9 protein-coding genes are annotated in these 12,255 nt (G+C 72.0%); 6 read left to right on the top strand and 3 right to left on the bottom strand.

Annotated elements, in window-relative coordinates:
- Positions 1-39: 39 nt before the first annotated feature.
- From ACH4TL_RS38465 to ACH4TL_RS38490, 6 genes are all read left to right on the top strand, one after another.
- The gene (locus ACH4TL_RS38465; protein WP_398325203.1) at positions 40-810 is read left to right on the top strand and encodes a GntR family transcriptional regulator; all 771 of its coding nucleotides are present in this window, start codon (positions 40-42) and stop codon (positions 808-810) included.
- Between the two features lie 48 nt (positions 811-858).
- Positions 859-1,086, top strand: a complete 228-nt coding sequence (locus tag ACH4TL_RS38470) for a ferredoxin family protein (RefSeq protein ID WP_358627876.1) — start codon at positions 859-861, stop codon at positions 1,084-1,086.
- Between the two features lie 11 nt (positions 1,087-1,097).
- Entirely contained in the window at positions 1,098-2,456 is a 1,359-nt protein-coding gene (locus ACH4TL_RS38475) for an ABC transporter substrate-binding protein (RefSeq protein ID WP_398325206.1), read from the top strand.
- Between the two features lie 122 nt (positions 2,457-2,578).
- The gene (locus ACH4TL_RS38480) at positions 2,579-3,367 is read left to right on the top strand and encodes an ABC transporter permease (protein ID WP_398325471.1); all 789 of its coding nucleotides are present in this window, start codon (positions 2,579-2,581) and stop codon (positions 3,365-3,367) included.
- A 65-nt stretch (positions 3,368-3,432) separates the two neighbouring features.
- A complete protein-coding gene (locus ACH4TL_RS38485) occupies positions 3,433-4,158 on the top strand; it encodes an ABC transporter ATP-binding protein (protein WP_398325474.1) in 726 nt (241 codons plus the stop codon).
- An 11-nt stretch (positions 4,159-4,169) separates the two neighbouring features.
- Positions 4,170-6,920 carry a fumarate reductase/succinate dehydrogenase flavoprotein subunit gene (locus ACH4TL_RS38490; protein ID WP_398325209.1) on the top strand — a complete coding sequence of 917 codons (2,751 nt, stop codon included), beginning with the start codon at positions 4,170-4,172 and terminating at the stop codon, positions 6,918-6,920.
- A gap of 107 nt (positions 6,921-7,027) precedes the next feature.
- On the opposite strand, the gene nuoN is transcribed toward ACH4TL_RS38490, so the two are convergent.
- Genes nuoN through nuoL form a run of 3 tightly spaced genes read right to left on the bottom strand, consistent with a single transcriptional unit; the run spans position 7,028 to position 12,240 of the window.
- Entirely contained in the window at positions 7,028-8,680 is a 1,653-nt protein-coding gene (nuoN, locus tag ACH4TL_RS38495; RefSeq protein WP_398325212.1) for an NADH-quinone oxidoreductase subunit NuoN, read from the bottom strand.
- Complete coding sequence (locus ACH4TL_RS38500) at positions 8,677-10,341, bottom strand: NADH-quinone oxidoreductase subunit M (RefSeq protein WP_398325215.1); 1,665 nt, start codon at positions 10,339-10,341, stop codon at positions 8,677-8,679. The genes nuoN and ACH4TL_RS38500 overlap by 4 nt, the downstream gene beginning before the upstream one ends.
- 3 nt (positions 10,342-10,344) lie before the next feature.
- Entirely contained in the window at positions 10,345-12,240 is a 1,896-nt protein-coding gene (nuoL, locus tag ACH4TL_RS38505; RefSeq protein ID WP_398325218.1) for an NADH-quinone oxidoreductase subunit L, read from the bottom strand.
- Positions 12,241-12,255 lie beyond the last annotated feature (15 nt).

The following is a 12,255-nucleotide window of genomic DNA, read 5'->3' on the forward strand; positions in this document are numbered from 1 at the left end:
ACGAACCGCCGCCCACCCAGCACACCCCGGAGCCGGCCGATGCCAGCCGAACGCACCCGCGAGCACGCCCCGCCGCTCGCTGCCGCGCGCCGTCGCCGGTTGCGCGCCGACCAGGCCCGGCAGCTCGCCGATCTGCTCCGCCACCAGATCCTGACCGGGGGCTTCCCCGGGGGCGTCCTGCCGCTGGAGGACGCGCTCGGCGCGGACTACGGCGCGTCCCGCAACACCGTGCGCCAGGCGCTCGGACTGCTGCGCGCCGAGGGCCTGGTGGAACGGCAGCCGGGCGTGGGCACGGTCGTCGTGGCCGAGAAGTATCCGCACGGCCTCGACCGGCTTCAGGGGCTGGCCGAGACCCTGAAGGAACACGGCCGGGTCACCAACGAGGTGCGCACCGTCGGTCCGGTGCCCGCCCCGGCCTGCGTCGCCGACCGGCTGCGCGTCCCCGTACGCTCCGATGTGCTCTACGTCGAGCGGCTGCGGCAGCTCGACGGACTGCCGCTCTCCCTCGACCTCACCTACCTCCCCATGGACATCGGCACCGAGCTGCTGGGCGCCGATCTGGAGAACACCGATGTCTTCCGGCTGATCGAGAAGATCACCGGACAGCGGCTCGGCACCGCCGAGATCACCCTCGAGGCCGTCAACGCCGACGCGCACTCGGCCACCGTGCTCCAGGCTCCGCGCGGTGCGGCCGTCCTCATGCTGGAACGGCTCAGCCACCTGGCCGACGGACGCCCGGTGGACCTGGAGTTCATCCGCTTCCGCGGCGACCGGATCACCATGAGCGGGCTGCTGCGCCGTACCGCCTGAACCACCCCCCTTCACCACCCACCCTTAGCGCCCTCCCTGGAGACAGCCATGCCTCTGACGCCTCAGCGTGCCGACGTTCCCGTGACGATCGACGAGTCGAAGTGCATCGACGGCTGCACCCTGTGCGTGGACATGTGCCCGCTGGACTCCCTCGCGATCCACCCCGACAGCGGCAAGGCGTACATGCACGTGGACGAGTGCTGGTACTGCGGCCCGTGCGCCGCGCGGTGTCCCACCGACGCGGTCACGGTCAACATGCCCTATCTCCTTAGGTGAAAGGCCCCCCGATGCAGCGCACGACCCTTCCGGCCGCCCTTGCCGCCGGTGCCCTGCTGCTGTCCCTGACCGGCTGCGGCGGCGACGCGGAAGCGGGCGGCAAGACCGTGACCGTCACCGTCGGCTACCAGTCCAAGACCATCAACACCACGACCGCGGGAACCCTGCTGCGGTCGCTCGGCTACTTCGAGCGCGAACTGCGCGCGCTCGGCCACCGCAAGGGCATCACGTACAAGGTGAAGTGGCAGGACTACGCCACCGGGGCGCCCATCACCGCGCAGATGGTGGCCGGGAAGGTCGACATCGGCTCGATGGGCGACTTCCCGCTGCTGATCAACTCCGGGCGCGGTACGCAGCTGAACGCCCCCACCCGGCTGGTCTCCGTGACCGGCTACAACCTGCGCGGCGGCCTCAACACCGTCGTCACCGCGCCGAAGTCGAAGCTGCGCGACCTGTCGGGACTGCGCGGCAAGAAGGTCTCCACCAGCGTCGGTTCGGCCGCCGACGGCACACTCGTCCGCGCGCTGCAAAAGGCCGGTATCGACCCCGAGGGCGGCATCGAGAAGCTCAACCAGCAGCCCGCCGTCGGCGCGTCCGCCCTGGAGTCGGGCAGCGCGGACGCCCTCTCGCAGTTCGTGGCCTGGCCGGGGCTGCTGGCGTTCCAGGGGAAGGCCAAGGCGCTGTACGACGGCTCCCGGCTGGACCTGCCGACGTTCCACGGGGTCACCGCGCGCGACGCGTTCGCGAAGGAGAAGCCGGACGTCCTCAAGGCGTTCCTGTCCGCACAGATCGACGCCACCCGCTATCTGGACGACCATCCGCTCCCCGCCGCTCAGAAGGTGGCGAAGGCGACCGGGCTGCCGCCCGAGGTGGTCTACCTCTACAACGGCGAGGGCGGCATATCGACCTTCGACCCCGCCCTCAAACCCGCGCTGATCTCCGCCCTCAAGAAGGACGTCCCGATCCTCCGCAAGGCCAAGCTGACCGGCCCGGTGGACGTGAACTCCTTCGTCGACGACAGCTACCTCAAACAGGCGTACGGGAGCGCGGGGGCCTACGCGAAGGCGCTGCGCGCCGCCCCGCCCGCCTCCCCCGACCAGGTGTGGCTCAAGGGCGAGAACACGGTCCGCGGCTTCCGCTCCTCCGCCGAGCTGCTCCGCTTCACCGCCGCCCACCAGGGCAAGGTCCGGGCCGCTTACGTGCCCGACGCGGCCACCGGGACGCGCTGGTTCGCGGACCGGGCGGTGTGGGCCGAGGACGGCGGGCAGCCGCACGCGTTCGTCACGGCGGACAACGCCCGTACGTGGATCGCCGCGCATCCCGGCGCCCGGCTCGTGTCGTACGCCACGGCGCTGAAGGAGGCGAAGTGACCGCCTCCGCCACGTCCGCCGCCTCCGCCGAAGAGGGCACGGTGGCCACCGCCCCCGTACGCCCCGCACCCGCCCCACCCGCCGCCGCACCGCGGCACCGCCGCCCCTGGCCGCGGTACGCCCTGCGCGCCGCCTCCCTGCTGGCCGCGCTCGGCCTGTGGCAGCTGCTCACCACGCAGAAGGTCACCCTGTGGCTGCGGTTCGCCCAGTTCCCGACCGTCACCCAGGTCGCCCACACCTTCGCCGGGCGCCTGGCCACCGGCGCCTACTGGCAGGACCTGACCGACAGCCTCACCCGCATCCTCACCGGCTTCGCGCTCGCCGCCGTCCTCGGCGTCGTCGTCGGCACCGCGATCGCCCGCTCGCCGCTGGTGTCCGATCTGCTGAGCCCGGTCCTCGAAGTGCTCCGCCCGATCCCGGCCATCGCACTCGTCCCGGTCGCGATCCTGCTGTTCCCCAGCAATGAACAGGGCATCGTCTTCATCACCTTCACCGCCGCCTTCTTCCCCGTCATGGTCAGCACCCGGCACGCGGTGCGCGCCCTGACGCCGGTGTGGGAGGAGGCCGTGCTGACCATGGGCGGCGGGCGGTGGCGCGTCCTGCGCTCGGTGGTGCTGCCGGGCGCGCTGCCCGGCATCCTCGGCGGTCTTTCGGTCGGCATCGGCGTCTCGTGGATCTGTGTGATCTCCGCCGAGATGATCTCCGGCGCGTACGGGGTCGGCTACCGCACCTGGCAGGACTACACGATCGTCGACTATCCGGGCGTCTTCGTCGGCATGACCACGATCGGCCTGCTCGGCTGGCTGACCTCCACCGCGGTGGAGGTGGCGGGCCGCAGGCTGACCCGCTGGCTGCCGCGCACCGAGAACACGGCCCCGTCGGCGCACCTCACAGGGAAGGGCACACCGTGACCACGTCCGATGTCACCACCCAGCAGGAGGCCGCCCCGCGCACCGCCGCCCCGGCCCCACCCGGGCTGCGGCTGCGGCTGCACGACGCCGTCCTCGGCCGCCCCGGGGCGCCGGTCCTGCACGGCCTCGACCTGGACGTGGCCCCCGGCGAGGTGCTGACCGTCGTCGGCCCGTCCGGCTGCGGCAAGTCGACCCTGCTGCGCACCCTGGCCGGGCTGCTGCCGGTCCTCGGCGGGCGGGTCACCCAGGACGGCGAACCGCTCACCCGCCCCCACGCCGACCGCGCCCTGGTCTTCCAGGACGACGCACTGCTCCCCTGGCGCACCGTCGGCGCCAATGTGGAACTCCCGCTCGCCATCCGCGGCGTACCGCGGGCCGCGCGCCGCGCCCGGGCCGCGGAGTGGCTGGAGCGGGTCGGGCTCACCGACCACGCCCGGCGCCTGCCGCACCAGCTGTCCGGCGGTCAGCGGCAGCGCGTGCAGCTCGCCCGCGCGCTGGCCGGTGCGCCGCGCGCCGTCCTGATGGACGAGCCGTTCGGCGCGCTCGACGCCCAGACCCGGGCCGGGATGCAGCGACTGCTGGTGGAGGTGCTGGACGGGACGCACGCCACCGTCGTCTTCGTCACCCACGACGTGGACGAGGCGGTATTCCTCGGCGACCGCATCGCCCTCCTGGACGGCGCGGGCACGGCCCGGGTGCTCGGCGTACCGCATCCGCGCGAGCGCGCGGCGCACGACGCCGCCGCGACCGTCGCGCTGCGCCGCCAGGTCCTCGAATCCCTCGGTACGTGAAAGGCGCACCCGTGACAACCGAGCAAACCCTGGAGATCCCCTCGCTCGACGCGGCCGAGGAGCTGTCCTGTGACGTCCTGGTCATCGGCGGCGGCACGGCCGGGACCATGGCCGCGCTCACCGCCGCCGAGCGCGGGGCCTCCGTCCTGCTGCTGGAGAAGGCCCACGTCCGCCACTCCGGCGCGCTCGCTATGGGCATGGACGGCGTCAACAACGCCGTCGTCCCCGGCCGGGCCGAACCGGACGACTACGTCGCCGAGATCACCCGCGCCAACGACGGCGTCGTCGACCAGTCCACCGTCCGGCAGACCGCCACCCGGGGCTTCGACATGGTCAAGCGTCTGGAGCGGTACGGGGTGAAGTTCGAGAAGGACGAGCACGGCGAGTACGCGGTCCGCCAAGTGCACCGCTCCGGCTCGTACGTGCTGCCGATGCCCGAGGGCAAGGACGTCAAGAAGGTCCTCTACCGGCAGCTGCGGCGGCGCGAGATGCGCGAGCGCATCCGGATCGAGAACCGGGTCATGCCGGTGCGCGTCCTCACCGCGGGCGGCCGGGCCGTCGGCGCCGCGGGCTTCCACACCCGCACCGGGCACTTCGTCACCGTACGGGCCGGGGCCGTGATCCTGGCCACCGGCGCCTGCGGGCGGCTCGGGCTGCCCGCCAGCGGCTATCTGTACGGGACGTACGAGAACCCCACCAATGCGGGCGACGGCTACGCCATGGCGTACCACGCGGGCGCCGAGCTGACTGGGATCGAATGCTTCCAGATCAACCCGCTGATCAAGGACTACAACGGCCCGGCCTGCGCCTATGTCGCCAACCCCTTCGGCGGCTACCAGGTCAACCGGCACGGTGAGCGGTTCGTCGACTCCGACTACTGGTCCGGGCAGATGATGTCCGAGTTCGCGGCGGAGGTGGCGAGCGAGCGCGGCCCGGTCTATCTGAAGCTCAGCCATCTGCCGGAGGAGTCGGTGGCCGCGCTGGAATCCATCCTGCACTCCACCGAACGCCCCACCCGCGCCGCCTTCCACGCGGGCCGCGGCCATGACTACCGCACCCACGACGTGGAGATGCACATCTCCGAGATCGGCCTGTGCGGCGGCCATTCGGCCTCCGGCGTACGGGTCGACGACCACGCGCGCACCACGGTGCCGGGGCTGTACGCGGCCGGGGACCTGGCGTGCGTACCGCACAACTACATGATCGGCGCCTTCGTCTTCGGCGATCTGGCGGGCGCGGACGCCGCCCGGTACCGCGCGTACGACGGCGAACTCCCGCGCGACCAGCTCGCCGAAGCGCACGCCCTCGTGTACGCGCCGCTGCGGAACCCCGACGGGCCGCCGCAGCCGCAGGTCGAGTACAAGCTGCGGCGCTTCGTCAACGACTACGTCGCCCCGCCCAAGAGCGGCGCCCGGCTGTCGCTCGCCGTCGAGGCGTTCGAGCGGATGCGCGGGGACATCGCCGCCATGGGCGCCCGCACCCCGCACGAGCTGATGCGCTGCGCGGAGGTCAGCTTCATCCGCGACTGCGCCGAGATGGCCGCCCGGTCCTCGCTCGCCCGCACCGAGAGCCGGTGGGGGCTCTACCACGAGCGCACCGACCATCCGCGGCGCGACGACACGGACTGGCTGCACCATCTCGACCTGCGGAAGTCGGCCTCGGGGGCGATGGAGTTCACGGCCCGGCCGGTGGCTCCGTACCTCGTGCCGATCGACGAGTACGCGCCGGTCGGCGGCGCGTCCCGGCCGATCGGCGAGGTGCACCCCGAGCAGGTCGCCACGGCGGGCCCGCGCGAGACCGCGCCGCGCGGATCGGGACGGCCGGTCGACGGAGCCTCGCCAGAGCGTACGAAGGCATCCACCCCGACCTCCTCCCCCCGCATCCTCGAACTCCTCGCCCTCGCCGACGAACAGCCCGAACTCCCGGCCCTGCGGCCCTACCTCACCGACTCCGACCCGGCCGTCCGGCGCGCCGCCGTCGCCACCCTCACCGAGACCGCCCCACCGGGCACCGGCCCGGCGCTGGCGGCGGCGCTGGCCGACGCGGACGCCGGCGTACGCGCCGGGGCAGCCGCTTCGCTGCGCGAACTGGTCGAGGTCCTGCCCCCGGACGCCGCCTTGCGCGACCCCCTGCTGCACGCCCTCACGGTGCCCGACCCGTCGGTGCGCGCCGCGTCCCTGGACGTCCTGCGCGCGCTGAGCCTCGGCGACGCCGAGCTGTTCGCGGGGACGCTGACGGACGCGGCGATCGAGGTCCGCCTCCAGGCCGTACGGGGGCTGGTGTCGGTGGACGCGCTCACCGCGCTGGAGCCGGGGGCCGCGGACGCGTCGCGCGAGGTGCGGGTGGCGACCGCGGGCGCACTGGGCACCCTGGCGCCCGGCGGCCCCGCGGCGGAGGCCAGGCGACTGCTCACGCCGCTGCTGCGGGACGGGGACGTCCTCGTACGGGCCGCCGCCCTGGAGGCCCTGGCCTCGGCCGGATGCCCGCCGCCGCTGGACGCGGAGGCCCTGGCGGCCCAGGAGGACCCCGCCTGGCAGGTCCGCCGGGGCGCGGCGACGGCCCTGTCCGCCGCCGCGCCGGACCTGGGCATCCCCGCCCTGGCCCGGGCCCTGTCCGACCCGCACGCCGACGTCCGCAAGGCGGCAGTGCTGGCCCTGCTGCCCCTGGCGGAAGCCGACCCGGCCGCCCGCGAAGCCCTGTCCACGGTCCACGCCGACCCGGACGCCGACGTCCGCGCCTACGCGGCGAAGGCGGCGGTCTAGCGGGGCCTTCCCCACCCCGCGCCGACGTGGGGCCCAAGGGCGCCGCCCCGGCGCGGGCACCGTCGTGGTGCCCGCACCGGGGCGGGACGGGGTTGGCCAGGGGGCGGCTAGCGGACGAAGACGCCCGCCTGGCCCGCCAGGTCCAGGAAGTACTGCGGCGCCACGCCCAGCACGACCGTGACGGCGACGCCGATCGCGATGGCCGACGAGGTCAGAGGGCTCGGGACGGCCACGGACGGCCCGTCCGTGCGGGGTTCGCTGAAGAACATCAGCACGATGACCCGGATGTAGAAGAAGGCCGCGATCGCCGACGAGATCACACCGACCACGACCAGCGCCCCCGCACCCCCGTCGGCCGCCGCCTTGAAGACCGCGAACTTCCCCGCGAAACCACTGGTCAGCGGGATACCGGCGAAGGCCAGCAGGAAGACCGCGAAGACGGCGGCCACCAGGGGCGAACGGCGGCCGAGCCCGGCCCACTTCGACAGGTGGGTGGCCTCGCCGCCCGCGTCGCGCACCAGGGTGACGACGGCGAAGGCGCCGAGGGTCACGAAGGAGTACGCGGCGAGGTAGAAGAGGACGGACGAGATGCCCTCGGGGGTGGTGGCGATGACACCGGCGAGGATGAACCCGGCGTGGGCGATGGAGGAGTAGGCGAGGAGCCGCTTCACATCGGTCTGGGTGACGGCGACGATCGCGCCGCCCAGCATGGTGACGATGGCGACGCCCCACATGACCGGCCGCCAGTCCCACCGCAGCCCCGGCAGGACGACGTACAGCAGCCGCAGCAGCGCGCCGAAGGCCGCCACCTTGGTGGCCGCGGCCATGAAGCCGGTGACCGGGGTGGGTGCGCCCTGGTAGACGTCGGGGGTCCACATGTGGAACGGCACGGCGCCGATCTTGAACAGCAGCCCCATCAGCACCAGCGCCCCGCCGATGAGCAGCAGCGCGTCGTTGCCCATGGTCCCGGCGAGCGCCGGGGTGACGTTGCGGACCTGGCCGCCCACGACGTCGGCGATACCGGCGTAGCTCACGGTGCCCGCGTACCCGTACAGCAGGGCGATCCCGAAGAGCAGGAAGGCCGAGGAGAAGGCGCCGAGCAGGAAGTACTTGACGGCGGACTCCTGGGAGAGCATCCGGTGCCGCCGGGCGAGCGCGCACAGGACGTACAGCGGGAGGGAGAAGACCTCCAGCGCCACGAAGAGGGTCAGCAGATCGTTCGCGGCGGGGAAGACGAGCATGCCGCCCACCGCGAAGAGGACCAGCGGGAAGACCTCGGTGGTGGTGAACCCGGCCTTGACAGCGGCCTTTTCGGCGTCGCCGCCGGGTACCGCGGCCGCCTGGGCCGCGAAGTTGTCGACGCGGTTGCCGTGGACGACCGGGTCGAGCCGCCGCTCGGCGAAGGTGAACACCGAGACGAGCGCGACCAGCAGGATGGTCCCCTGGAGGAAGAGCGCGGGCCCGTCGATGGCGATGGCGCCCATGGCCGCGACATGGGCCTTGCCCGTGCCGTAGTCGCTCGCGGCGAGGCCGATGACGGCCGCGAAGGCCGCGGCGAGGGAGACGACGGAGACGAACAGCTGCGCCGCGTACCGCTGGGCGCGCGGCAGGAACGCCTCGATCAGCACGCCGACGATCGCGGCGCCGAGCACGATCAGGGTGGGCGCCAGCTGCCCGTACTCGATGTGCGGCGCGGGGATCTTGTCGGGCGCCGCCGCCGCTGTCGTCCACAGGCTGTGGACAGTGGCCGCGTGGGTCACTTGGCACCTCCGGAAGCACCGTCGTGGGACGCGCCCTCGGGCTTGGGGCTGTAGTGGAACCAGCCCGCGTCGGTGACGGGGTGAGCGGGCTTGGGATCCTTCTCGTCCACCACGGACAGCGTGTGGTCGACCGCCGGGTTGACGATCTCCGTCAGCGGCTTGGGGTAGACGCCGAGGAAGAGCAGCAGCGCGATCAGCGGCGCGACGACGAGCAGTTCGCGCGGCCGCAGATCGGGCATGGACCGCACCTCCTCCTTCACCGGGCCGGTCATGGTGCGCTGGTAGAGGATCAGGACGTACAGCGCGGCGAGCACGATGCCGACGGTGGCGACGATGCCGGCGGCCGGATAGCGGCTGAACGCGCCGACGAGGACCAGGAACTCACTGATGAAGGGTGCGAGCCCGGGCAGCGAGAGGGTGGCCAGACCGCCGATCAGGAAGGTGCCCGCGAGCACCGGGGCGACCTTCTGCACACCGCCGTAGTCGGCGATGAGCCGGGAGCCGCGCCGGGTGATGAGGAATCCGGCGACCAGCATCAGCGCGGCGGTCGAGATGCCGTGGTTGACCATGTAGAGGGTCGCGCCGCCCTGGCCCTGGGTGGTCATGGCGAAGATGCCGAGGATGATGAAGCCGAAGTGGGAGATCGAGGCGTAGGCGATCAGCCGCTTGATGTCCCGCTGGCCGATCGCCAGCAGCGCGCCGTAGATGATGCTGATGAGCGAGAGCACCAGGATCACCGGGGTGGCCCACTTGCTGGCCTCGGGAAAGAGCTGGAGGCAGAAGCGGAGCATCGCGAACGTGCCGACCTTGTCGACGACCGCGGTGATCAGCACGGCGACGGGTGAGGTGGACTCGCCCATCGCGTTGGGCAGCCAGGTGTGCAGCGGCCACAGCGGCGCCTTCACCGCGAAGGCGAAGAAGAAGCCGAGGAACAGCAGCCGCTCGATGCCGGTGCCGATGTGGAGCTGGCCGCTCGCCCGGGCGTCCACGATCTGCTGGAGCGAGAAGGTGCCGGTGCCCAGGTCGTCGGCGGTGACCGCGTAGAGCCCGACCACCGCGGCCAGCATGATCAGTCCGCCCGCCAGGTTGTACAGCAGGAACTTCACGGCGGCGTAGGAGCGCTGGGTCGCCGTCTCCTCCTCGGACCGCTCCCCGGCCCGGTCCCCGAAGCCACCGATGAGGAAGTACATCGGGATGAGCATGGCTTCGAAGAAGATGTAGAAGAGGAAGACATCGGTGGCCTCGAAGGAGATCACCACCATCGCCTCGACCAGCAGGATCAGCGCGAAGAAGCCCTGGGTGGGCCGCCAGCGGCGGTTGGGCCGGGCGCCCTCCAGCGGATCGGCGTCATGCCAGCCCGCCAGGATGATGAAGGGGATGAGCACGGCGGTGAGCGCGATCAGGGCGACCGCGATGCCGTCCACGCCCAGTTCGTAGCGGACCCCGAAGTCCTTGATCCAGGCGTGGGATTCGGTGAGCTGGAAGCGGGCGCCTCCGGGGTCGAAGCGCACCGCGACGACCGCCGCGAGGGCGAGGGTGAGCAGGGAGAAGGCCAGCGCCACCCACTTGGCGGCGGCACGCTGGGCGGCGGGCACCGCGGCGGTGACGACCGCGCCCAGCGCGGGCACCGCGGCCGTGGCCGTCAGCAGGGGAAAGGACATGACTCAGACCGCCCTCATCAGCAGGGTCGCGGCGATGAGCACCGCCGTACCGCCGAACATCGAGACCGCGTACGTACGGGCGTAGCCGTTCTGGAGCTTGCGCAATCGGCCGGAGAGTCCGCCGACTCCGGCCGCGGTGCCGTTGACCACGCCGTCGACCAGCTTGTGGTCGACGTAGACCAGGCCGCGGGTGAGGTAGCGCCCTGGCTGGACGAGCGCGACATGGTTGAAGTCGTCCTGGAGCAGGTCGCGGCGGGCGGCCCGGGTGAGCAGGGAGCCGCGCGGCGCGGTGCGCGGCACGGGCTTGCGCCCGTACTGCGCCCAGGCGAGGGCGACGCCGATGACCAGGACGACCATCGTCCCGGCGGTGACGGTCGCCGCGCTGAGCGGAGAGTCGCCGTGGCTGTGGCCGGTGACCGGCTCCAGCCACTTCAGGAACGCGTCGTTCAGGCTGAACAGACCGCCCGCGAAGACCGATCCGACCGCCAGGACGATCATGGGGATCGTCATGGACGAGGGCGACTCGTGCGGATGCGGCTCGTTGCCCTGGGCGTCGCGCTCCCACCGCTTCTCACCGAAGAAGGTCATCAGCATCACGCGGGTCATGTAGTACGCGGTGATGGCCGCGCCCAGCAGGGCCGCGCCGCCGAGGATCCAGCCCTCGGTGCCGCCCTTGGCGAAGGCCGCCTCGATGATCTTGTCCTTGGACCAGAAGCCGGAGAGCCCCGGGAAGCCGATGATGGCGAGGTAGCCGAGCCCGAAGGTGACGAAGGTGACCGGCATGTACTTCCTCAAGGCCCCGTACTTGCGCATGTCGACCTCGTCGTTCATGCCGTGCATGACCGACCCGGCGCCGAGGAACAGCCCCGCCTTGAAGAAGCCGTGGGTGACCAGGTGCATGATCGCGAAGACATAGCCGATCGGGCCCAGCCCTGCGGCCAGGATCATGTAGCCGATCTGCGACATGGTCGACCCGGCCAGGGCCTTCTTGATGTCGTCCTTCGCGCAACCGACGATCGCACCGAAGAGCAGCGTGACCGCGCCGACCGCGACCACGGCGGCCTGTGCGTCGGGCGCCGCGTTGAAGATCGCGCCGGAGCGGGTGATCAGGTAGACGCCCGCGGTCACCATGGTCGCCGCGTGGATCAGGGCCGAGACCGGGGTCGGGCCCTCCATCGCGTCGCCGAGCCAGGACTGGAGCGGCACCTGGGCCGACTTGCCGCACGCGGCGAGGAGCAGCATCAGCCCGATGGCGGTGAGCTTGCCCTCGCTCGCGTCGGTCGCGTTCGCCAGCACGGGGGCGAAGGCGAAGGACCCGAACGTCGTGAACATCAGCATGATCGCGATGGACAGGCCCATGTCGCCGACGCGGTTGACGATGAACGCCTTCTTCGCCGCCGTCGCCGCGCTCGGCTTGTGCTGCCAGAAGCCGATGAGCAGGTACGAGGCGAGACCGACGCCCTCCCAGCCGACGTACAGCAGCAGGTAGTTGTCGGCGAGGACGAGCAGCAGCATGGCCGCGAGGAAGAGATTGAGATAGCCGAAGAAGCGGCGGCGCCGCTCGTCGTGCGCCATGTAGCCGATGGAATAGATGTGGATCAGCGTGCCCACGCCCGAGATCAGCAGGACGAAGGTCATCGACAACTGGTCGAGCTGGAAGGCGACGTCCGCGCGGAAGCCGCCCACCGGAATCCAGCTGAAGACCTGGCTGTGCAGGGCGCGGTCGTGCTCGCTCCGGCCCAGCATGTCGGCGAAGAGCACGGCTCCGATCACGAAGGAGGCGCCCGCGAGCACCGTGCCGAGGTAGTGGCCCGTGCGGTCCAGCCGCCGCCCCCCGCACAGCAGCAGGGCCGCGCCGAGCAGCGGGGCCGCGACGAGCAATCCGATGAGGTTCTCCACTTGAACGCGACCCCT

The sequence above is a fragment of the Streptomyces sp. NPDC021115 genome (assembly GCF_044333065.1).
Classification (GTDB): domain Bacteria; phylum Actinomycetota; class Actinomycetes; order Streptomycetales; family Streptomycetaceae; genus Streptomyces.

Bases quoted from the DNA above. Each gene is read 5' to 3' on its own strand.
- ACH4TL_RS38500 (WP_398325215.1), bottom strand. From the start codon at position 10,341: ATGTCCTTTCCCCTGCTGACGGCCACGGCCGCGGTGCCCGCGCTGGGC.
- ACH4TL_RS38470 (WP_358627876.1), top strand. From the start codon at position 859: ATGCCTCTGACGCCTCAGCGTGCCGACGTTCCCGTGACGATCGACGAG.
- ACH4TL_RS38465 (WP_398325203.1), top strand. From the start codon at position 40: ATGCCAGCCGAACGCACCCGCGAGCACGCCCCGCCGCTCGCTGCCGCG.
- ACH4TL_RS38475 (WP_398325206.1), top strand. From the start codon at position 1,098: ATGCAGCGCACGACCCTTCCGGCCGCCCTTGCCGCCGGTGCCCTGCTG.